This is a genomic window from Pseudomonas sp. (genome assembly GCF_050739655.1).
Classification (GTDB): domain Bacteria; phylum Pseudomonadota; class Gammaproteobacteria; order Pseudomonadales; family Pseudomonadaceae; genus Aquipseudomonas.
Genome location: NZ_JBOIBY010000594.1, coordinates 1 through 20,902, shown reverse-complemented (window position 1 = coordinate 20,902; position 20,902 = coordinate 1). Strand labels below are relative to the sequence as shown.

At 58.4% G+C, this 20,902-nt stretch carries 18 protein-coding genes and 1 pseudogene; 8 read left to right on the top strand and 11 right to left on the bottom strand.

Annotated elements, in window-relative coordinates; genetic code table 11:
- From ACRESJ_RS28445 to ACRESJ_RS28425, 5 genes are all read left to right on the top strand, one after another.
- The coding region (locus tag ACRESJ_RS28445; RefSeq protein WP_431760845.1) for a proton-conducting transporter membrane subunit at window positions 1-633 on the top strand (633 nt) is incomplete at its 5' end.
- A 7-nt stretch (window positions 634-640) separates the two neighbouring features.
- Window positions 641-2,104, top strand: a complete 1,464-nt coding sequence (nuoN, locus tag ACRESJ_RS28440; RefSeq protein ID WP_431760844.1) for an NADH-quinone oxidoreductase subunit NuoN — start codon at window positions 641-643, stop codon at window positions 2,102-2,104.
- Between the two features lie 250 nt (window positions 2,105-2,354).
- Window positions 2,355-2,705 carry a toxin gene (locus ACRESJ_RS28435; protein WP_431760846.1) on the top strand — a complete coding sequence of 117 codons (351 nt, stop codon included), beginning with the start codon at window positions 2,355-2,357 and terminating at the stop codon, window positions 2,703-2,705.
- The gene (locus ACRESJ_RS28430; protein ID WP_431760843.1) at window positions 2,695-3,009 is read left to right on the top strand and encodes a helix-turn-helix domain-containing protein; all 315 of its coding nucleotides are present in this window, start codon (window positions 2,695-2,697) and stop codon (window positions 3,007-3,009) included. Before ACRESJ_RS28435 ends, ACRESJ_RS28430 begins: the two co-directional genes overlap by 11 nt.
- A 174-nt stretch (window positions 3,010-3,183) precedes the next feature.
- The gene (locus ACRESJ_RS28425; protein WP_431760842.1) at window positions 3,184-4,509 is read left to right on the top strand and encodes an OprD family porin; all 1,326 of its coding nucleotides are present in this window, start codon (window positions 3,184-3,186) and stop codon (window positions 4,507-4,509) included.
- A gap of 149 nt (window positions 4,510-4,658) precedes the next feature.
- On the opposite strand, the gene ACRESJ_RS28420 is transcribed toward ACRESJ_RS28425, so the two are convergent.
- The 5 genes from ACRESJ_RS28420 to ACRESJ_RS28400 form a co-directional block, all read right to left on the bottom strand.
- Complete coding sequence (locus tag ACRESJ_RS28420; RefSeq protein ID WP_431760841.1) at window positions 4,659-4,991, bottom strand: DUF2790 domain-containing protein; 333 nt, start codon at window positions 4,989-4,991, stop codon at window positions 4,659-4,661.
- Between the two features lie 80 nt (window positions 4,992-5,071).
- Window positions 5,072-5,272 carry a co-regulatory protein PtrA N-terminal domain-containing protein gene (locus ACRESJ_RS28415; protein WP_431760840.1) on the bottom strand — a complete coding sequence of 67 codons (201 nt, stop codon included), beginning with the start codon at window positions 5,270-5,272 and terminating at the stop codon, window positions 5,072-5,074.
- A 182-nt stretch (window positions 5,273-5,454) separates the two neighbouring features.
- On the bottom strand, window positions 5,455-8,607 hold the full coding sequence (locus ACRESJ_RS28410) for an efflux RND transporter permease subunit (protein ID WP_431760839.1): 3,153 nt from the start codon (window positions 8,605-8,607) through the stop codon (window positions 5,455-5,457).
- Between the two features lie 35 nt (window positions 8,608-8,642).
- Window positions 8,643-9,851, bottom strand: a complete 1,209-nt coding sequence (locus tag ACRESJ_RS28405; protein WP_431760838.1) for an efflux RND transporter periplasmic adaptor subunit — start codon at window positions 9,849-9,851, stop codon at window positions 8,643-8,645.
- Window positions 9,852-9,900: 49 nt separating this feature from the next.
- Window positions 9,901-11,175 (bottom strand): TolC family protein, encoded by a 1,275-nt coding sequence (locus tag ACRESJ_RS28400; RefSeq protein ID WP_431760837.1) that lies wholly within the window; start codon window positions 11,173-11,175, stop codon window positions 9,901-9,903.
- A 476-nt stretch (window positions 11,176-11,651) separates the two neighbouring features.
- Between ACRESJ_RS28400 and ACRESJ_RS28395 the strand changes: the two genes are divergently transcribed.
- On the top strand, window positions 11,652-12,326 hold the full coding sequence (locus ACRESJ_RS28395) for a heavy metal response regulator transcription factor (protein ID WP_431760836.1): 675 nt from the start codon (window positions 11,652-11,654) through the stop codon (window positions 12,324-12,326).
- On the top strand, window positions 12,323-13,732 hold the full coding sequence (locus ACRESJ_RS28390) for a heavy metal sensor histidine kinase (RefSeq protein WP_431760835.1): 1,410 nt from the start codon (window positions 12,323-12,325) through the stop codon (window positions 13,730-13,732). The genes ACRESJ_RS28395 and ACRESJ_RS28390 overlap by 4 nt, the downstream gene beginning before the upstream one ends.
- Window positions 13,733-14,039: 307 nt before the next feature.
- Here ACRESJ_RS28390 and ACRESJ_RS28385 read toward each other — a convergent pair whose 3' ends face one another.
- From ACRESJ_RS28385 to ACRESJ_RS28360, 6 genes are read right to left on the bottom strand one after another with little or no spacing between them, the layout of a single operon-like run.
- A complete protein-coding gene (locus tag ACRESJ_RS28385; protein ID WP_431760834.1) occupies window positions 14,040-15,782 on the bottom strand; it encodes an extracellular solute-binding protein in 1,743 nt (580 codons plus the stop codon).
- A gap of 47 nt (window positions 15,783-15,829) precedes the next feature.
- Entirely contained in the window at window positions 15,830-16,102 is a 273-nt protein-coding gene (locus ACRESJ_RS28380; RefSeq protein ID WP_431760833.1) for a DUF2160 domain-containing protein, read from the bottom strand.
- A 10-nt stretch (window positions 16,103-16,112) separates the two neighbouring features.
- Entirely contained in the window at window positions 16,113-16,913 is an 801-nt protein-coding gene (locus ACRESJ_RS28375) for a carbohydrate ABC transporter permease (RefSeq protein WP_431760832.1), read from the bottom strand.
- An 8-nt stretch (window positions 16,914-16,921) separates the two neighbouring features.
- Complete coding sequence (locus tag ACRESJ_RS28370) at window positions 16,922-17,788, bottom strand: carbohydrate ABC transporter permease (RefSeq protein WP_431760831.1); 867 nt, start codon at window positions 17,786-17,788, stop codon at window positions 16,922-16,924.
- Window positions 17,785-18,900, bottom strand: a complete 1,116-nt coding sequence (locus ACRESJ_RS28365) for an ABC transporter ATP-binding protein (RefSeq protein WP_431760830.1) — start codon at window positions 18,898-18,900, stop codon at window positions 17,785-17,787. Before ACRESJ_RS28365 ends, ACRESJ_RS28370 begins: the two co-directional genes overlap by 4 nt.
- Window positions 18,900-19,994, bottom strand: coding sequence for an ABC transporter ATP-binding protein (locus ACRESJ_RS28360; protein ID WP_431760829.1), 1,095 nt, complete (start codon window positions 19,992-19,994; stop codon window positions 18,900-18,902). Before ACRESJ_RS28360 ends, ACRESJ_RS28365 begins: the two co-directional genes overlap by 1 nt.
- Window positions 19,995-20,379: 385 nt before the next feature.
- Here ACRESJ_RS28360 and ACRESJ_RS28355 point away from each other — a divergent pair.
- A pseudogene (locus tag ACRESJ_RS28355) lies at window positions 20,380-20,902 on the top strand (sigma-54-dependent Fis family transcriptional regulator); the annotation flags it as partial.

The following is a 20,902-nucleotide window of genomic DNA, read 5'->3' as shown; positions in this document are numbered from 1 at the left end:
TTCTACGGTGCGTTCCTGGCGTTCGCGCAAACCGACATCAAGCGTCTGATTGCCTTCTCGTCCGTTTCCCACATGGGCTTCGTACTGATCGGCATCTACTCCGGCAGCCAACTGGCGCTGCAGGGTGCAGTGATGCAGATGCTGGCTCACGGCCTGTCGGCGGCGGCACTCTTCATCCTGAGTGGTCAGCTGTACGAACGCACCCACACCCGCGACATGCGTGAAATGGGTGGCCTGTGGTCGAAGATCGCTTACCTGCCTGCCCTCAGCCTGTTCTTCGCAGCAGCGTCGTTGGGCTTGCCGGGTACCGGTAACTTCGTCGGTGAGTTCCTGATCCTGATCGGTACCTTCCCGATCGCTCCATGGGTCACCATCATCGCCACGTCCGGCCTGGTGTTCGGTTCGGTCTACTCGCTGATCATGATCCACCGTGCATACTTTGGTCCGGCCAAATCGGACGCGGTGCTGCATGGCATGGACGGTCGCGAAATGATCATGGTGGTCGGTCTGGCCGCACTGCTGATTTACATCGGCGTGTACCCACAACCGTTCCTCGATACCTCTGCCGCTACGATGCATGGCGTGCAGCAGTGGCTCGGTACCGCCTTCACTCAACTCGCTTCGGCCCGGTAAGAGCGCTATGGAATTCACGACTCAACACTTTATCGCGCTAGCGCCGTTGTTGATCACCAGCGCCACGATCATCGTGGTGATGCTGGCGATCGCCTGGCGCCGCAACCACTCCCAGACCTTCCTCCTGTCGGTGGCGGGTCTGAACCTGGCTTTGCTGTCGATCCTTCCGGCCCTGAAAGTTGCGCCACTGGCCGTGACCCCATTGCTGCAGATCGACACGTTTGCCTGCCTGTACATGGCGCTGATCCTGGTCGCCACCCTCGCCTGTGTCACCCTCGCCCACGCCTACCTCGGCGATGGCGGTTCGGGTTACCCGGGCAACCGTGAAGAACTGTACCTGCTGATCCTGATGGCCGCCGCCGGTGGCCTCGTTCTGGTCAGCGCGCAACACCTGGCCGGCTTGTTCGTTGGCCTGGAGCTGCTGTCGGTACCGGTCTACGGCCTGGTGGCTTATGCCTTCTTCAACAAGCGTTCGCTGGAAGCCGGCATCAAGTACATGGTGCTGTCGGCTGCCGGTTCCGCGTTCCTGTTGTTCGGTATGGCCCTGCTCTACGCTGACGCTGGCACCCTGAGCTTCGCCGGCATCGGTCAGGCCCTGGCGGCCACCGGCATGCCGAGCTCGCTGGCTCAATTGGGCCTGGGCATGATGCTGATCGGCCTGGCGTTCAAGCTGTCGCTGGTTCCGTTCCACCTCTGGACCCCGGACGTATACGAAGGTGCTCCAGCGCCGGTCGCAGCGTTCCTGGCCACCGCTTCGAAAGTGGCGGTGTTCGCAGTGATGGTGCGTCTGTTCCAGATCTCGCCAGCGGCGAGCAGCGGCGTGCTGAGCAACGTACTGACCATCATCGCCATCGCGTCGATCCTGTTCGGTAACCTGCTGGCGCTGACCCAGAGCAACCTCAAGCGTCTGCTGGGTTACTCGTCCATCGCTCACTTCGGTTACCTGCTGATCGCCCTGGTGGCGAGCAAGGGTCTGGCCGTGGAAGCCATCGGCGTCTACCTGGTCACTTACGTGATCACCAGCCTCGGCGCCTTCGGCGTGATCACCCTGATGTCTTCGCCGTACAACGGCCGTGACGCGGATGCCCTGTACGAATACCGCGGCCTGTTCTGGCGCCGTCCGTACCTGACCGCCGTACTGACCGTGATGATGCTGTCCCTGGCCGGTATCCCGCTGACCGCGGGCTTCATCGGCAAGTTCTACATCATCGCCACCGGTGTCGAATCGCACCAATGGTGGCTGGTCGGCTCGCTGGTACTGGGCAGCGCCATCGGCGTGTTCTACTACCTGCGCGTCATGGTCACCCTGTACCTGATCGAACCAAACCTGCGTCGCCACGATGCGCAGCTGCACTGGGAACAGAAAGCAGGCGGCGTGATGCTGCTGGCCATCGCCCTGGTCGCGTTCTTCCTCGGCGTCTACCCACAACCGCTGCTGAACCTGGTTCAGCAATCGGGCCTGGTGGGTTGATCGCTTAGGCGCTCACTGCGGTAAACAGAAACGGCACCTTCGGGTGCCGTTTTTGCGTTTGTGGGATTTGTTACCGCTGCCCTCTCCTCCTTCTGCATTCCCCGAAAGCTCTCGCGGGATTGGTCGACTCGTCCTACAGGTGTTTTTACAACCGCGGTCTACCGTAAAAAACGGGAACGAAAAGGATGGCCTGGATGCCTTGACCGATTCGACTATCGTGATAAAACTATACGCAGGTAGCGTACAAAGCATGGATGCTCTTTTTATCGAATTACGTATGTTTCACAAATACCGAGACGACTACTTGGATGACGATCTGTTTCGCAGCTTTCAGTTGGAGTTGCTGAAAAATCCAGAAGCGGGGGACGTCATTGAGGGCACTGGTGGACTTCGCAAAATTCGCTTCTGCGACCAAAGAAGAGGTAAAGGAAAACGCAGCGGCTTACGGGTGATTTATTACTGGTGGTCCGGCTTCAATCAATTCTGGCTGTTCACCGTGTATGGCAAGGATGAGCAAGACGACCTGTCGCCCTCACAGAAAAAGCTCTTCAGACAAATGCTGGATAGAGAAATCAAAACGAGATCCCACTATGAAACGTGACATTTTTGCTGAACTGATGGATGGCCTCGAAGCCTTGGCCGAAGAGCGCCAAGGCAAAATCACGCTTCGTACCCACAAGGTCGAGTTGCCAGAACTGATGCCCATCACCGCCGAGGAAGTGCTCGCTATCCGCCAGCAACTCAACCTCTCCCGCTCTGTGTTCGCAATGTATCTGCGTACCAATACCCGCACCCTTGAGAACTGGGAACAGGGACGTGCAAAGCCCAATGCCCAAGCCACAACCCTGATCCGGCTGGTTGAGCGCTTTCCTCAAACGATCGAACATCTTGCGGCCCTGACCTGACTCAAAGGGCATTTACCCACCCACCTAACGAAATTGTAATCACCCCATCACCTTGGCGTTATCCGCAGCTTGCAACGATGTCATCCGGCGACCATGCCGGCGGGCCTTTGTCCGCCGAACAATAAAACCCACGCCGAGTCTCGTTTCTGTTCTGCCGTACCCAAGGAGTGATTGATGCTTAACAATTCTAAAATGTCGATGGCCGCTTTAGCGGTGGTTGTCGGCTCCGGGCCGTCCGTGGTGTTTGCGCAAGATAAGGCAGAGGGCTTTATCGAAGACAGCAGCCTGACAGTGCTAAACCGTAACTTCTACTTCAATCGTGATTACCGCAAAGGCCAGTCCAGCCCCACCGGCAATGGTTATTCCGAAGCCTGGGCACAGGGCATTATTGGCAAGTTCGAATCCGGCTTTACTCAAGGCACCGTCGGGGTCGGTGTCGATGCGTTTGCCATGATGGGATTGAAACTCGACACCGGAGATGGCCGCAACGGTGGTCGCAGTTCGTTTGATGTGCTGCCAGTCAACAGTGATGGCGAAGCGCGGGACGAATACACCAAAGTCGGTGGCGCCGCGAAAGTGCGGGCCTTCGATACGGTGGTCAAGGTTGGCGACGTATTCCCCGCCACCCCCGTGGTGGCCGCAGGTGATTCCCGATTGCTGCCGGAAAGTTTTCGCGGTGTGACGGCCACCAACACCAGTATCGAAGGCCTGTCGGTCCAGGGCGGTCGACTGCATGCGATGAGCCAACCGGTATCCAGTGACATGCGCGAAAACTTTGAGACCTTCTATGCCGGCCCGGTCAATTCGCCGTGGATCGCCTATTTCGGCGGTGACTATTCGCTGAACAAGAACCTCAGTTTCAGCCTGTATTCCAGTCGCCTGAAAGATGCCTGGAACCAGTACTACGCCGGTAACGCCTGGACTTATTCGCTATCGGATGACCTGTCACTGTTTGGCGACCTGAACTATTACAAGGCGGTCGACGAAGGCAAACAACTGCTTGGCAAATTCGACAACAACATCTGGAGCGGCCGTGTCGGGGTAAAACTCGGCGCGCACTCCGTGGCCTTGTCGCACCAGCGCAACAACGGCAATGACGACTTCGATTATCTGCGCCAGTCCGACTCGATCTTCCTCGACAACTCCATCCAGTACAGCGACTTCAACTCGCCCAAGGAACGTTCGTGGATGGTGCGCTACGACCTCGACATGGACAGCTACGGAGTCCCGGGGCTGTCGTTCATGACCCGTTACGCCCGTGGCTCCGATGCCGACTACTCCAACGCCAACGCCACGTACATGCGTCGCGATGCCGACGGCAATCCGCTGACCGATCAGAAGCGCTGGGAGCGCGACATCGAAGTCAAATACGTGGTGCAAACCGGCTCGCTAAAAGACATGTCGCTGCGCCTGCGCCAGGCCACTACTCGCGCCACGGCGTTTGAATCGGATCTGGATGAGGTCCGGGTGATCATCGAGTATCCGCTGGCGATTCTCTAACTTCGCGGTTGATACAAATTCACCTTTAGAAGCTCCTTGCTCCTTTGGAAAGAGGTGAATCTTTTGGCGCCCTTTGGGGCGCCTTTTTTTCGCCCAAACGTAGTCCCTGTAGGAGCTGACGAGTGCAAGGGATCAGGGGGTACTGGAGTTCAGCCGCCTTTTCTGCGGCATTCGCCTCCCACCGTGTATCTGATGGTGTTGAGTTGTCCCTGGGAGTCCTCGTAAGTCATCACGGTGGGGACTGCGGCGCAGGAGGCTTGCGGCCGTACGATGCTCACCACTTTCACCACGTCCAGCTTCATCCCGTACTCATAGTCTTTCAACACGGGTGCAGGTTTACCCTGGTTGGCAGCATATTGCGCCATGGCTTTGGTGTTTGCGCTGACTGCCCTTTCAAACGTTTTGTCACCACCGCCCTCAGCGAGCGCATTCAGGGACAGGGCCATGAGGGCGATGAACGTCATCGACTTGATCAGTTTCATATCCATTTCCTTAAGAAAACCGGCTCAAAAAAAAGCCCGGCATCGGTCGTCGATGGCAGGCTTGTTCAAGTGCAACGCGCTTACAGGTCTTTGGTGTTGTCGTCTTTCTTTTCATTTACAACAACGGGGTCCTGCGCCTTCTCTTTGGCGACATACAGTTCCATCGAGCGTTCTTTAGCCACCATCGATTTCTCGAAAGTTCTGTCGCCGCCGCCTTCAGCCAAGGCCATGGACGACATCACCAACGCCGTTGCAAAGATGCTCAGTTGTGCAATTTTCATGTTTCAAGACCTCGTTTGATTGACGAGGTCAGGGTAACAATCCGAACCTATCGCCACGGTGGCGTGGAAATTACATATCCGTTATGTCATGCGGTTTTGTGTAGGAGCTGCCGCAGGCTGCGATCTTTTGATCTTGCTTTTACACAGGGAAAAGATCGCAGCCTCGTTGCACTCGACAGCTCCTACAGGTCTTGGGTGATGTCCTCATCCCGGCGATGCGCCAGCTGATACAGCGCTGGCAGGATCAGTAGCGTGAGGATGGTCGAGGACAGAATCCCGCCAATCACCACCGTCGCCAGCGGCCGCTGCACTTCCGCTCCGGTGCCGGTCGCCAGGGCCATCGGAATGAAGCCCAGGGACGCCACCAGTGCCGTCATCAGCACAGGACGCAGCCGTGTCAGGGCGCCTTCGGTGATGGCGTCGGAGAGGGAACGTCCTTCCTCGCGCAGGTTGCGGATGAACGAGATCATCACCAAACCGTTGAGCACCGCGACCCCCGACAGCGCAATGAATCCCACGCCCGCCGAGATCGACAGCGGAATATCTCGAAGCCACAGCGCCATGACGCCGCCAGTCAAGGCGAACGGAATCCCGGTGAACACCAGCAGTCCATCCTTCATGTTGTTGAACATCATGAACAGCAGGCCGAACACCAGCAGCAACGCCACGGGCACCACGATCTGCAACCGCTTGGCCGCTGATTGCAGTTGCTCGAACTGTCCGCCCCAACTGGTCCAGTAACCTGCGGGAACCTGGACATCACGCTCGATGACCTCACCCGCTTCTGCGACGAACGAACCGATATCTCGCCCGCGTACGTTGGCGCTGACGATCACCAGGCGCTTGCCGTTTTCGCGGCTGACCTGATTCGGCCCCAGCACCAAATCAACGCTGGCAACCTCACCAAGAGCGATGAAGGCGATCTGATTGGTCGCGCCATTGAGCGGTGCCGGCACCGGGATCAGCAGGTCCGACAGTCCTTCGATGTCCTTGCGCATGGCATCGGACAAACGCACCACCATGTCGAAACGCCGATCGCCCTCATACATCGTCCCTGCCTGGCGTCCTCCCACCGCTACCGCAATGGTGTCTTGTACATCGCCAACGTTGAGCCCGTAACGCGCAGCCTTGTCTCGGTCGATGTTGATGGTCAGCACCGGCAGCCCGGTGGTTTGCTCAACCTTGACCTCGGACGCACCGCTGACCTTTTGCATGGCAGTGGCAATCTTCGCCGCCGTGGCGTTGAGCACGTCCATGTCATCACCGAACACCTTCACCGCCACATCGCTGCGCACACCGGAGATCAGTTCGTTGAAGCGCAGCTGGATCGGTTGCGACAGTTCATAGTTGCTGCCAGGCAACGTCGCGGCCGCCTGTTGCAGTTCGGCCATCAGGGTTTCGCGGGACTTGCCAGGGTCCGGCCATTGGTCTTTCGGCTTGAGCATCACGTAACTGTCGGAGATGTTCGGCGGCATCGGGTCAGACGCAATCTCGGCGGTGCCGGTGCGGCCGAACACCCGTTGTACCTCCGGCACCTTGTTCAGAATCAAGGTTTCCAGACGCTGCTGCATGTCCACCGATTGCGTGAGACTGGTGCCCGGCACGCGCAAGGCTTGCAGGGCAAAATCGCCCTCGCTGAGGCTCGGTACGAATTCGCTGCCCATGCGGCTGGTCACCACACCGCTGAGGACAATCACGCCCAAGGCCATGCCCACTGCCACGGTGCGATGGGACATCACCCAAGCCAGCGCCGGCGCATAAAAGCGACGTGCACCGCGCATGACCACGCCTTCTTCTTCCTTGACCTTGCCGGTGACAAACAGGGCGATGGCTGCTGGCACGAAGGTCACCGACAACAGCATGGCGCCAATCAGCGCGATCACCACCGTGAATGCCATCGGGTGGAACATTTTTCCTTCGACACCGGTGAGGGCGAAGATCGGCAGGTACACGACCATGATGATCAACTGACCGAAAATCAGCGGCCGCCGCGCTTCCTTGGCGGCTGCAAACACTTCATGGAAACGTTCGGAGCGGGTCAGTAATCGTCCGTGATGCTGCTGCGCGTGGGCCAACCGGCGCAGAGTGTTTTCGACGATGACCACCGCGCCGTCGACGATGATGCCGAAGTCGAGTGCACCGAGACTCATCAGGTTGGCACTGACCTTATTGCTGAACATGCCGGTGAAGGTGAACAGCATCGACAGCGGAATCACCATGGCCGTGATCAACGCCGCGCGGATATTGCCCAGGAACAGGAACAGAATCGCGATCACCAGAATCGCGCCTTCGATCAGGTTCTTTTTCACGGTGGCGATGGCCTTGTCTACCAGGTGTGTTCGGTCATAAACCGGCACCGCGACGACGCCGGTCGGCAGCGAACGGTTGATCTGCTCAAGCTTGCTGGCAACGGCCTGGGAGACGGTGCGGCTGTTTTCGCCGATCAGCATGAAGACGGTGCCGAGCACCACTTCGCGACCGTTTTCAGTCGCGGCGCCGCTGCGCAGTTCACGGCCGATGTCTACCGTGGCGACGTTCTTCACCCGAATCGGCGTACCGTCGACGTTAGCCATGACGATGTTGGCGATATCCTCGGTACTCGCCACTTGCCCAGGCGCACGGATCAACAGCTGCTCGCCGATGTGCTCAATGTAGCCGGCACCGACGTTGGCATTGTTGCGCTCAAGTGCCGTGATCAGATCGGTCAGAGTCAGTTTGTACGCTGCCAGTCGTTTCGGATCGGGCGCGATCTGATACTCCTTGGCGAATCCACCGATGGTGTTGATCTCAGCCACGCCCGGAACGTTGCGCAACTGCGGCTTGATGATCCAGTCCTGGATCACCCGCAGATCTGTCGGTGTATAGACGGTGCCGTCTTCCTTGAACGCGCCTTCCTGCGCCTCGACGGTCCACAGGAAAATTTCCCCAAGACCCGTCGAAATCGGCCCCATTACCGCTTCCACGCCTTCGGGCAATTGCGCTTTGGCGGTTTGCAGGCGCTCATTGACCAACTGCCGGGCGAAGAACAGATCGGTACCGTCCTTGAAAATCACCGTGACCTGCGATAGCCCCGACCGCGACAGCGAACGGGTCTGCTCCAACGCCGGCAGACCGGCCATGGCAGTTTCAATCGGGAAGGTGATGCGCTGCTCCGTTTCCAGCGGCGAGAACCCGGCAGCGCCGGTATTGATTTGTACCTGGACGTTGGTGATATCGGGCACGGCGTCGATCGGCAGTTTCTGATAACTGGCGATACCGAGACCGGCCATGAGTAGAACGGCGAGCAGCACGATGATGCGCTGCTCGATGGCAAACTGGATCAAGCGTTCGAACATGAGAACCTTCTCGTCGAGGGGGCGGATCGGGGGCTTTAGTGAGAGTGCTCAGCCGAGGCTTTACCCAGTTCCGATTTGAGAACGAAGCTGCCGGCCGCGGCGACCTGAACCCCGGATTCCAGCCCTTTAGTGACTTCCACCTGCCCATCCGCTCGACTGCCCAGCTCCACCGGTTGTGCCTTGAAGCCGTCATCGGTGCGCACGAAGACCGTAGGTTTGTCCTCGACCGTTTGAATTGCGGTTTCCGGTACGGCGACTCGGGCCTCACGGCTGTCGGTGGCCACCAGTGCGTTGACGAACAGGCCTGGACGCCACGCGCCTTGCGGGTTCTCCAGCGTCACGCGCACGGTGGCGGTACGTGTCTGCTCACCGAGCAAGCTGCCCACATAAGCCACGTTGCCAACCACCTCGGCGTTCAGTTCCGGCGCACTGACCGTCACGGGCTTGCCCACCTGCACCTTGGTCAAATCCTTGGGTGAAACGCCGAAGGTCACCCACACCCGGGAAAGATCCGAGAGGATGAATGCATTGCTGGTCACGTCGACCACTTCTCCCGGCGTCAGGTGTTTTTCCACCACCACGCCGTCGAACGGTGCGCGCAATTCATAGCGATTGCCGCCGGTGGCGACCATGCTGCCGCTGAGTACACTGATTTTCTGTTGAGCGTTGTTCAGAGCGATTTCAGCTTCTTGCAGCGCCTGTCGAGCCTGGAGGAAATCCTGTTCCGCGGAAATCTTGCTTTCCCACAACTGCTTCTCGCGCTCGTAGGTGGTCCGTGCCAGCGTCAGGCGCCGCTGCGCCGCAGCCTGTTCACTGCGCTGATCGGAAATCTGCTGACTGGAGATCACCGCTAACAGTTGACCCTTTTTCACCGTTTGCCCGAGACTCACCGACACCGACTCGACCACGCCGGGAACTCGAGGCACCACGTGGGCCGTGCGGTCCTCGTCGAAACGCACTTCACCGGGGAATGGCAAACCGAGGTTGATACTCTGCGCACCGGCTTCGATCAATTGAATGCCTGCCGCGGTGATCTGCTCGTTGCTGAGGGTCAGGTGTCCTTCTTCACCTTCAGCGTGCTCACCCTCGGCAGCGGCGCCATTTTCAGCGTGTTCCGCGTGCTCGGCATGCTCCGTCGCTTCATCGGCATGGGCCTCGATGGACGAGTTACCGGTGCGTATCGAACCGATGCCAATACCCAGCGCCAGCGCCGCCACGGCGACAACAATCAGTTTTTTGTTCATGCAAACTCCTCTGCGCCAAGCCATCGCGCAGTTCTGTGAAAGTTGAAAATCATGGGCTGACGGCGAACGCGTCGAGATCGCCGAAAATGCGCTCAATGCGCACCCGCGCGTCTGTCGCCTCGGCAACCGCCTGGATGTATTGGGTGCGGGCGCTGATCAGGGTGCGTTGGGCATCGAGTACATCGAGGAAGCCGAACTTGCCCATTTCGAATCCTCGTGTGGCGCTGTCGACCGCGCTCTGCGCGGAGGGCAGGATGGTCTGGTTGAACGCCTTCACTTCACCATTCGCCGTCTGCCACTGCTCCAGAGCAGTGCGGGTTTCGGTGCGCAAACGCAGCTCGGTGGCATTGCGCAGGTCCCGCGCCTGGTCGGCGCGTCGGGCGGCCGCCAGCACGTTGCCCTGGTTACGGTCGAATAACGGAATTGGCATCGACAGCCCGACTACGTTGACCCGCTCTCGCTCGGTTGCGTCGTACTGGCTGCCGACGCTCACGGTCAGGTCGGGAATTCGCTGCGCCTTCTCCAGCCCCAAGGAAGCCTCGCGCTGATCGATCTGCATTCTGGCCAAGCGCAGCTCGGCGGTTTCACTCAGGCGCTCAAGCAAACGGGTCGACGGCACGGCGAGTGTGGATTGTTGGGCAGCCTGCACATCGACCGAGGTCGGCAAAGGCGCGCCCATGACTTGAGCCAGTTGCTGATACGCATTGGCCTGGTCGCGCTCGGCACGACTTTGTTCAAGTCGTACCTCGGACAATTGCACCTGCGCCCGCGTGCCTTCGACCGGCGAGGACTTGCCGGCCTGAATACGCCCCTGGGCTACACGCACACCCTGCTCGGCGAGTTGCAGCGACTGACGAGACAACTGCAACCGTTGTTGCGCTGTTTGAGCGCTGGAAAACGCCTGAACCACATCGGCGCGCAAGGCATTGCGCTTGCGCTCCAGTTCGATCCCGGCAGCGTCCTGCGCGCGGCTGGCGACTTCGATACGCGCACCGCGCTTGCCACCCAGTTCAATCGGCTGACTGAGCAGCACGGTAGAAGTGCGCGAATCACGACGGGTGTCTTCGGCCTCCAGGGACACCGTGGGGTTGGGGATCAAACCCGCCTGCTTTCGGTCACCTTCGGCAATGCCGATGTCCCACTGCGCGGCCGCGAGATCGGGGTTTGCGACGAGCGCCGTTTGCAGGGCCTGATCAAGGGTCAGTGTTGTTGACGAAGCAAGCGACACATCAGGACTTGCCATTAAAAAAAGGCCGGTGGTACCTGCGATTCGCATCGCGTTTTTCAGGCGTAATCGCGCCGTCAGTTCTCTTGGACCGGGCAATTGAACACTTCCTTTTAAAAAGAGAAATTTCGATACTGCCACGTTATGTTTTTGAACTTATCGACAAGGTGACTGGAAGATTACAAATACGTTATCCACTGTTACGGAAAGTTATTTTGTTCTAGCATGCCGAACGCACTTATCTGCACGGCAATACCAAGAAACAAATACTTCGTGCTTATCCGCCGAACAGCACTTGTCGCATTTCCGTTCCCGTGAAACGAAGGTGTGCGAGTGCCTTCCGCTGCGACAGGCTGTCGCAGAGCGCCTATTTAGAGCCTCAGCCAAGCGCTTTTTAGTTGACTCTGTAGCCACTACAGCCTTTATTTTGCATGAAACGGATCGCTGGCCTTACGTAATTAAACAACAGTAAATTCACTAAGCCGTTATTAGATAACACGCGGAAGACCTTACAAAAACAACAACTTTTTAACTTCCTCACGTACTTACCCTTTAAATAAAACTGGTGATTAACCATGCGAATCCTTGTCGTCGAGGACGAGCTTAAAGCTGCCGAATACTTGCATCAGGGATTGACTGAAAGTGGTTATATCGTTGACCGCGCGATAACGGGCGCCGATGGACTGCATCTGGCCCGGCATCAGGTCTACGACCTGATCATTCTCGACGTCAACCTGCCGGAACTGGACGGCTGGGGCGTGCTGGAACAGCTGCGTCGCACTCACTCCACCCGGGTCATGATGCTCACCGCACGCGGGCGCCTGGCGGACAAGGTCCGCGGACTGGACATGGGTGCCGACGACTATCTGGTCAAGCCGTTCGAGTTCCCGGAGTTGTTGGCACGGGTGCGCACCCTGATGCGTCGTAGTGAAAACATCCCCGTGCCGCAAGTGCTCAAGGTTTCCGACCTGGAGCTCGACCCGGGCCGCCATCGGGCCTTCCGTGGCGAGCAGCGCATCGACCTGACCACCAAGGAATTCGCCCTGTTGCATCTGCTGATGCGCCAGTCCGGCGAGGTGCTGACCCGGACCCAGATCATTTCACTGGTGTGGGATATGAACTTCGACTGCGACACCAACGTGGTCGAAGTCTCGATCCGCCGTCTGCGGGCGAAGATCGACGACCCGTTCGACAGCAAATTGATCCACACCCTTCGTGGTGTCGGCTACGTGCTGGAGTCACGCCAATGAAGCCGGCCAGTCTTTCGCTGCGCCTTGGTTTGACCGTCAGTATTCTGGGGGCATTGCTGGTGGTGTTCCTGGCGATATTGGCTTATTTCGCCCTGACCCATCAGTTGAACGCGCTATCCAGGGACAATCTGGAAAAGAAGATGGAGCAGGTGGAACATAGCCTGGCGCTGTATGCCAATGTCGCTGAAATCAGCGGCAAACCGCATATCCTGCTCGATCAGGTCATGGGGCATGACAACCTGACGCTCAGCATTTATGACCAGAACAATCTGCGCACACCGCTGCTCAAATCCGGCTCGGGCATGGCCGATCCGCGCCCGGAACTGAAAGCCGTGCGCGGTACAACCGAACAATTGGTCTACTCCAGCAGCACCGATAACGAGGGCACTGGCTTTCTCACCGCGTCCAAACTGGTACGCGTCAAGGATGGTTCGCTCGTGCCAGTGCTGTTATCGATCGACAACACCCACGATCAGGCTTTGCTCAATGCCTATCTGCGCTCGACACTGATCGCCTTGCCGTTGCTGTTGATCTTTATTGGCCTGACCGCCTGGGCTGCGGTGCAGCGGGGCCTGATACCGTTGCGCGAGTTTCGCAAAGTGGCGGCAAGAGTGACCACGCAGGATCTCGACCATCGGCTGTCAGTGGTCAACATGCCCCAGGAGCTCAGCGAGTTGGCCCAGGGCATCAATTTCATGCTGCATCGCCTCGACGACGGCGTTCAGCAACTGTCGCAATTCTCCGACGACCTGGCCCATGAACTGCGTACGCCGATCAACAACCTGATGGGCAAGGCTCAAGTGACACTGTCCCGGGAGCGTTCGAGCGAGGAGTACAAAAACATTCTGGTGTCCTGCATTGAAGAATTGGAACGCGTGGCACGGATAGTTTCCGACATGTTATTCCTGGCGCAGTCCAGTCAGTCGACGGCACACGCGCCTTTCGAATGGGTCAATCTTGAAGCCGAGGCACAGAAAGTGGTCGAGCTGTTTTCTCTACAGGCGCAGGACAAGCACATCAACCTGAGTGTGGTCGGCAGCGCACGGGTGTCTGGCGACCGTTTGATGATTCAACGGGCAATCTCGAACCTGCTGTCCAATGCCCTGCGCCACTGCCCACCTCGGAACACGATTTCGTTGGTCATCGAGAGCGGCGCGAGCCAGGTTTCACTGTTCGTCAGCAACCCCGGCGCAGGTATCGAGGCGCAACATTTGCCGCATCTGTTCGACCGTTTCTACCGAGTCGATAGCAGCCGCACCCGATCCCAAGGTAGTACCGGTTTGGGTCTGGCCATCGTGCGCTCGATCATGAGCCTGCATCAGGGCGTTGCACAGGTTGAAAGCGAGACTGGCGGGATGACGGTGTTCAGACTGGGGTTTCCGGTGGTTGCGAGCGTGGCGCATTGAAGCAACAAGTCGGACAGTTGTGTTGCAGGTGCCGGCCTCATCGCTAGCAGGCAGCTAGCTGCTCCCATAGTTGACCGCATCTCAACGTGAGAGCTGCCGAGTGAAACGAGGCTGCGATCTTTTGACTTTCAACAGCAAGATCAAAAGATCGCAGCCTGCGGCAGCTCCTACAGAGTTTTGGATCGTTCACAATATCCGGGGGATTACCTGGAAACTGTGGGAGCGAGCCTGCTCGCGAAATCGGTAGGTCTGACGCCAACAAAAACGGCACCTTACGGTGCCGTTCGCCTTTCAAAGTCCAACCGATTTATTTACGCGCATCCGCCCAAGACTTCAGCAGTTCGTTGTAGCTCACGGTCTCGCCTTTCGGTTTCTCGTTTTCCAGTTTCGGCTTCGGTGCACCCGGCTGGTCGAACCAGTATTGCGCGTCGCGCTCAGGGTTCATTTTCGGGGCGCAGGTGGTTTGTGCCTTGGAACGCTCCAGACGGGACATGATTGCATCCTGATCCTTGGCCAGGCCGTCCAGTGCAGCTTGCGGAGATTTCTCGCCGCTGGCCGCTTCAGCAATGTGGCTCCACCACAGTTGCGCCAGGCGTGGATAGTCCGGCACGTTGGTACCGGTCGGAGTCCATTGCACGCGGGCCGGGCTGCGGTAGAACTCCACCAGGCCACCGAGTTTCGGTGCCAGGTCAGTCATGGCTTGCGAGTTGATGTCCGACTCGCGGATTGGCGTCAGGCCGACGATGGTTTTCTTCAGCGACACGGTTTTCGAGGTCACGAACTGCGCATAGAGCCACGCCGCCAGTTTTTGTTTCTCAGGCGTGGACTTCATGAAGGTCCAGGAGCCCACGTCCTGATACCCCAGCTTCATGCCCTCTTCCCAGTACGGACCGCGCGGCGATGGCGCCATGCGCCATTTCGGCGTGCCATCGGCATTCACCACCGGCAGGCCTGGTTTGGTCATGTCGGCGGTAAACGCGGTGTACCAGAAAATCTGTTGGGCGATGTTGCCTTGAGACGGCACGGGGCCGGACTCGGAGAACGTCATGCCCGCCGCTTCTGGCGGTGCGTAAGCCTTGAGCCAATCAACGTATTTGGTCGTGGCGAACACCGCCGCCGGGCCATTGGTGTCACCGCCGCGAGTCACGCTCGAACCCACCGGGTGGCAGTCCTCGACACGAATGCCCCACTCGTCCACTGGCAAGCCATTGGGAATGCCCTTGTCGCCACCACCGGCCATGGAGAACCAGGCATCGGTGAAGCGCCAGCCCAGGGACGGGTCTTTCTTGCCGTAGTCCATGTGCCCGTAAACGCGTTTGCCGTCGATTTCCTTGACGTCTTCGCTGAAGAATTTTGCGATGTCTTCATAGGCCGACCAGTTCACCGGCACGCCCAGATCGTAACCGTACTTTTCCTTGAACTTGGCTTTCAGGTCCGCACGCTCGAACCAGTCGGCGCGGAACCAGTACAGGTTGGCAAACTGTTGGTCGGGCAGTTGATAGATTTTTCCGTCCGGCGCGGTGGTGAACGAGATGCCGATGAAGTCCTTGATGTCCAAAGTCGGCGAAGTGAAGTTCTTGCCCTCGTTGGCCATCAGGTCGGTGATCGACTCGGTCTTGCCGTAGCGAAAGTGCGTACCGATCAAGTCCGAGTCATTGACCCAGCCGTCATAGATGCTCTTGTCCGACTGCATCACGGTCTGCAGTTTTTCCACCACGTCGCCTTCTTGCAGCAGGTCGTGGGTCACCTTGATCCCGGTGATTTCGGTGAAAGCCTTGGCCAGCACCTTGGACTCGTATTCGTGAGTGGTCAGGGTTTCGGAAACGACCTTGATGTCCATTCCGCGAAATGGCTCGGCGGCCTTGATGAACCACTTCAACTCTTCCAGTTGCTGATCGGCCGACAAAGTGGACGGCTTGAACTCACTGCCAATCCATTTCTTTGCAGCATCCTCGTAGGCATCGGCCCAGGCCGAAGCGCTCAAACCGCTGAGTGCCAGTACGGCTGCCAGTGAAATGCTATGTCGCAGCTTATTGTTTTTGTCGAACATAGAGACCTCCTTATTAAGTTTCGGAGCAACATTGCCGAGCGATTCGACTAGCCCCAACGCATCACAGCCAACAGCCACACCAGGGACAACGCGAACGCGACCCAGATGCTCCAGTCGGTTACGCCAATCACCAGCAAATGCAGGTAGGCGCTGCCGAGAAGACCGATAAACAAGCGATCACCACGGGTGGTGGCAATCGGCAGAAAACCACGCCGAAGAATGCTCGGCGAGCGCAATTCCCACGTGGTCATGACCACCAGGATCACTGCGATCACGCAGAAGAATGCCGCCGTCGGGACGGTCCAGCTCATCCATTCCATCATCAGTTCCTCATACCCGACCCAGGGCGAAGCCCTTGGCCACGTGGTTGCGAACAAACCAGATCACCAGCATGCCCGGCAGGATGGTCAGTACCCCCGCCGCCGCCAGTACGCCCCAGTCGATACCGGACGCCGAGACCGTACGGGTCATCACCGCCGCGATGGGTTTGGCGTTTACCGATGTGAGGGTTCGCGCCAGCAACAACTCGACCCAGGAAAACATGAAGCAGAAAAACGCCGTGACACCGATGCCCGAACCAATCAGCGGCACGAAAATCTTCACGAAGAACTTGGGAAAACTGTAGCCATCGATGTAAGCGGTTTCGTCGATTTCCTTGGGCACGCCAGACATGAAGCCCTCAAGAATCCACACCGCCAGCGGCACGTTGAACAGGCAGTGCGCCAGCGCTACGGCGATGTGGGTGTCGAACAGGCCGATCGACGAATACAGCTGGAAGAACGGCAGCAGAAACACCGCCGGTGGCGCCATGCGGTTGGTCAGCAGCCAGAAGAACAGGTGCTTGTCCCCCAGAAAGCGATAACGCGAAAACGCATACGCTGCCGGCAACGCCACACTCAATGAGATCACCGTGTTCAGCGTCACGTAGTACAGCGAGTTGAGATAACCGGTGTACCAGGCCGGATCGGTGAAGATCACCTTGTAGTTGTGAAAGGTGAAATCCTGGGGAAACAGCGTCAAGCCCCCGAGAATTTCAGTGTTGCTCTTGAAGGACATGTTCAGCAGCCAGTAGATCGGCACCAGCAGGAACAGGATGTAGACCAGCAACGGAATAAGCTTTCTCTTGCTCATGGCGGGCCTCAACGGTTGGCGTCGGAATGCGTCATGGCGGTGTAGAACAGCCAGGAAACCAACAGGATGATCAGGAAATACACCAGCGAAAACGCTGCAGCCGGGCCAAGGTCGAACTGCCCGATCGCCATTTGCGTCAAGGTCTGGCTGAGGAACGTCGTGGAATTTCCCGGCCCGCCACCGGTCAGTACGAACGGCTCGGTGTAGATCATGAAACTGTCCATGAAGCGCAGCATCACGGCGATCAGCAACACGCTCTTGAGCTTGGGCAACTGGATGTGCCGGAACACCGCCCAGGATGAGGCCCGGTCAATCCGAGCAGCCTGGTAGTACACGTCCGGAATCGCTCGCAACCCGGAGAAACACAACAGCGCCACCAGCGACGTCCAGTGCCAGACGTCCATCACCAGCACGGTGACCCAGGCGTCCATGGTGTTCGCCGCGTAGTTGTAGCTGATGCCCATGGCGTTAAGGGTCGAACCCAGCAGGCCGATGTCGGCCCGGCCGAAAATCTGCCAGATGGTGCCGACCACGTTCCACGGGATGAGCAAAGGAATCGCCAGGATGATCAGCACCACGGATGACCAGCGCCCCTTGGTCGGCATGGTCAGGGCAATCGCGATCCCCAAGGGAATTTCGATCAGCAGCACACAGGCCGAGTAGATGAACTGGCGTAACAGAGAGTCGTGCAGACGCGGATCGAGCAGTACCTGTTTGTACCAATCGGCGCCGACGAAGTAGCGGCTGGACTGGTCGAAGATGTCCTGCACCGAATAGTTGACCACGGTCATCATTGGGATCACCGCACTGAACGCCACCAGCAGAAACACCGGCATCACCAACCACCAGGCCTTGTTGTTCTGCACCTTGTTCATGGCTGCACCTCCCCGATAGCGCGTGCGTCCAGCAGGAATTCGTCGGCGTAGACCATCAGCCACTGTGCGGGGAAACTGATGTAGGCCGTGCCTTGCGGCACCGGTTTGTCTTCGGCCAGGCGCACTTTCAGCGGCGCGCCGTCGAGGTTCAGGGTCATGATCTTGTAGGTGCCAAGATCTTCGACGTGCACGACTTGCGCCTGCATTGCGTCGTCATAGGGCTCGTCCCAGACATGGACGAACTCGGGGCGAATGCCGACCTTCAAGGTGTGCCAGGTGGACTCGGCGATGCGTTTTTGCATGACCTCCGACAGCGGCAAGTGGGTCGAGGCGAAACCGACACCGCCCGGTTGCGGCTGCACCTCGATCAGGTTCATTCCCGGGCTGCCAATGAAATAACCGACAAAGGTATGGCTCGGCCGCTCGAACAACTCCCGGGGCGTGCCGAACTGCACGATCTGCCCGCCGTACATCACCGCGATTTTGTCAGCAAAAGTCGAGGCCTCCAGTTGATCGTGGGTGACGTAGACCATGGTGATGTTGAACTGCTCGTGGATCTGCTTGAGCTTGCGCCGCAGCTTCCACTTCAGGTGCGGGTCGATCACCGTCAAGGGCTCGTCGAACAGGATCGCCGACACGTCGTCACGCACCAGCCCGCGACCCATGGAGACTTTTTGTTTTTCGTCGGCGGTGAGGTTGCGCGCCTTTTTGTCCAGCAGGTTCTGCAGGTCGAGGACTTCGGCGATTTCCTGCACCTTGGAGTGAATCTTCGCCTCGGCCATGCCCTGGTTGCGCAACGGGAAGGCCAGGTTGTCGAACACCGTCATGGTGTCGTAGACCACCGGAAACTGGAACACCTGGGCGATGTTGCGCTTCTGCGGTGACAGCTCATTGACCGCTTTGCCATCGAACAGCACATGCCCCTGGGACGGACTGAGCAAGCCGGAAATGATGTTGAGCAAGGTTGACTTGCCGCAGCCCGACGGGCCGAGCAAGGCATAGGCGCCACCCTGTTCCCAGATATGGTCCATCTGGCGGATCGCGTAATCCTCGGGTGCAAGCGGTGTGCTGGTGTAGCTATGAGCGAGGTTCTGCAAACGGATTTCGGCCATCAGGCAACCCTCGATATACGGCGACCGGGCGCTTGAACCAGCCGGCCCTGCGCATCGAACACAAACAGTTTATGGGTCGGGATGTAGATGCGGATCGGCGCATCGACGTCGTACTCGTGAACGCCGGGCAAGTGCAGCACCAGCAGGAAATGCTCATTGCGCACATGGAGGAAGGTTTCCGAACCGCTGATTTCCGCCACCTCGACCGTGACCGCCAGTTCCAGGTCATCGTCGTTGCTCGGCACCAGCGAGATGTGGCTGGGACGCACGCCGAAGCGAAACTCGCCCTCGCCCACCGGCCGCAAATCGACGTTCAAGGGAAAGTGCACGAAGTTGGCAAAACTCACTTCGTTGCCGGCAATGCGCCCTGGCATCAGGTTGATTGGCGGCTCGGAAAACAGCTCGGCTGCCAGTACGGTTTTGGGTTGGTGATAGACCTCGGTCGACTGACCGCTCTGGATCACCCGGCCTTCATGAAGAATGGTCGTGGTGCCACCCAGGGCCAAAGCTTCGTTGGGTTCGGTGGTGGCGTAGACCGCAATGGTGTGGCGCGCCTTGAACAGCTCGCGCATTTCCTGGCGCAATTCTTCGCGCAGCTTGTAGTCGAGGTTGACCAGTGGCTCGTCGAACAGGATCAGTTCGGCATCCTTGACCAGCGCCCGGGCCATTGCCGTGCGTTGTTGCTGGCCGCCGGACAGTTCGAGGGGATGGCGCTGGAGGAATTTTTCGATCCGCAGCATCTTCGCGGTTTCCAGCACCTTGCTGTGGATCACCTCATTGGACACACCGGCCTGGCGCAACGGCGAGGCGATGTTCTCGAAGACGGTCATGGTCGGGTAGTTGATGAACTGCTGATACACCATCGACACGTTGCGCAGGCGCACCGGGCGGTGGGTAACATCGACGCCATTCATCAGGATGCGGCCGCTGTCAGGCTTGTCCAGCCCGGCCATCAGACGCATGAGACTGGTCTTGCCGGACAACGTGCGCCCCAGCAAAACGTTGAAGGATCCAGGTTCGAAACTGAGGCACGCATCGTCAATCCAGGTCTGGCCCTCGACGGTGCGGCTGACATGCTCCAGGGTTAATGACATGGCTCGGCCTTTTTATTTTTGGAGTCAAGCGACCGGAGCCATAAAGCGACATTTGTGCCAGAAATCACAGGCTATTGATAAAGCTGAAGATTATTGAAAATTGAGCGCGATTGGCTTTCGATGCTGAACACAAATGAACAACCGCGCCTGAACAACTGAACACTTCAACGGTTGACAATGAACATTAGTGAACAACACTCTACAGACCGTTTTCCGGCCCTTGTAGGAGCGAGCGCGCTCGCGATGGAGGTCAACGTGACGAGGGCTGCCTGAAGGAACGAGGCGACCTCACGTCCATCGCGAGCATGCTCGCTCCTACACAGGGCGCCATGTGTAATTGAAGTATCCATAACAACAATAAAAGTTTGCTCAGAGATCGACTGCCATGGCCGCACCCGCCTCGCCGCTGTCCCACGACGCCATCATCCAGGACTCCTGGTCCCGTTGTCGCGCGTTCGGCCTCAGTCATCAGAGCACGCCGGCCTTCGACCAATTGCCGGCCGCGGGCATCGCGCAACTGCTGGAGAGCCAGCATTCACTGGTGCAAACCACCCATCAGGAAGTACTGCCTTACTACGAGAATATCCTGAGCAATTCCAATTGCCTGATCATGCTCGCCGACCATCAGGGCCAGGTGCTCACGTCATGGGGAACGCAGCGCTTCATCGAACCCAAACTGGCCCGGGGTTTCAGCGCCGGCGCCAGCTGGATGGAACGCTGCACCGGGACCAACGCCATTGGCACCGCCCTGGCCTGCGAACAAGCCGTGCACATTGAGCACGACGAACATTTCCTCAAGGCCAACCGCTTCATGACCGGTTCCGCCGCGCCGATTTTCGATGCCGAGCGCAAGGTGATCGCGGTGCTGGACGTGTCCAGTGACAGCTATCTGCCGCCATCCCACACCC

Bases quoted from the DNA above. Each gene is read 5' to 3' on its own strand.
- ACRESJ_RS28395 (WP_431760836.1), top strand. From the start codon at position 11,652: ATGCGAATCCTTGTCGTCGAGGACGAGCTTAAAGCTGCCGAATACTTG.
- nuoN (WP_431760844.1), top strand. From the start codon at position 641: ATGGAATTCACGACTCAACACTTTATCGCGCTAGCGCCGTTGTTGATC.
- ACRESJ_RS28430 (WP_431760843.1), top strand. From the start codon at position 2,695: ATGAAACGTGACATTTTTGCTGAACTGATGGATGGCCTCGAAGCCTTG.
- ACRESJ_RS28390 (WP_431760835.1), top strand. From the start codon at position 12,323: ATGAAGCCGGCCAGTCTTTCGCTGCGCCTTGGTTTGACCGTCAGTATT.
- ACRESJ_RS28410 (WP_431760839.1), bottom strand. From the start codon at position 8,607: ATGTTCGAACGCTTGATCCAGTTTGCCATCGAGCAGCGCATCATCGTG.
- ACRESJ_RS28370 (WP_431760831.1), bottom strand. From the start codon at position 17,788: ATGAACAAGGTGCAGAACAACAAGGCCTGGTGGTTGGTGATGCCGGTG.
- ACRESJ_RS28385 (WP_431760834.1), bottom strand. From the start codon at position 15,782: ATGTTCGACAAAAACAATAAGCTGCGACATAGCATTTCACTGGCAGCC.
- ACRESJ_RS28420 (WP_431760841.1), bottom strand. From the start codon at position 4,991: ATGAAACTGATCAAGTCGATGACGTTCATCGCCCTCATGGCCCTGTCC.
- ACRESJ_RS28405 (WP_431760838.1), bottom strand. From the start codon at position 9,851: ATGAACAAAAAACTGATTGTTGTCGCCGTGGCGGCGCTGGCGCTGGGT.
- ACRESJ_RS28365 (WP_431760830.1), bottom strand. From the start codon at position 18,900: ATGGCCGAAATCCGTTTGCAGAACCTCGCTCATAGCTACACCAGCACA.
- ACRESJ_RS28415 (WP_431760840.1), bottom strand. From the start codon at position 5,272: ATGAAAATTGCACAACTGAGCATCTTTGCAACGGCGTTGGTGATGTCG.
- ACRESJ_RS28375 (WP_431760832.1), bottom strand. From the start codon at position 16,913: ATGAGCAAGAGAAAGCTTATTCCGTTGCTGGTCTACATCCTGTTCCTG.
- ACRESJ_RS28380 (WP_431760833.1), bottom strand. From the start codon at position 16,102: ATGGAATGGATGAGCTGGACCGTCCCGACGGCGGCATTCTTCTGCGTG.
- ACRESJ_RS28435 (WP_431760846.1), top strand. From the start codon at position 2,355: ATGGATGCTCTTTTTATCGAATTACGTATGTTTCACAAATACCGAGAC.
- ACRESJ_RS28360 (WP_431760829.1), bottom strand. From the start codon at position 19,994: ATGTCATTAACCCTGGAGCATGTCAGCCGCACCGTCGAGGGCCAGACC.
- ACRESJ_RS28425 (WP_431760842.1), top strand. From the start codon at position 3,184: ATGCTTAACAATTCTAAAATGTCGATGGCCGCTTTAGCGGTGGTTGTC.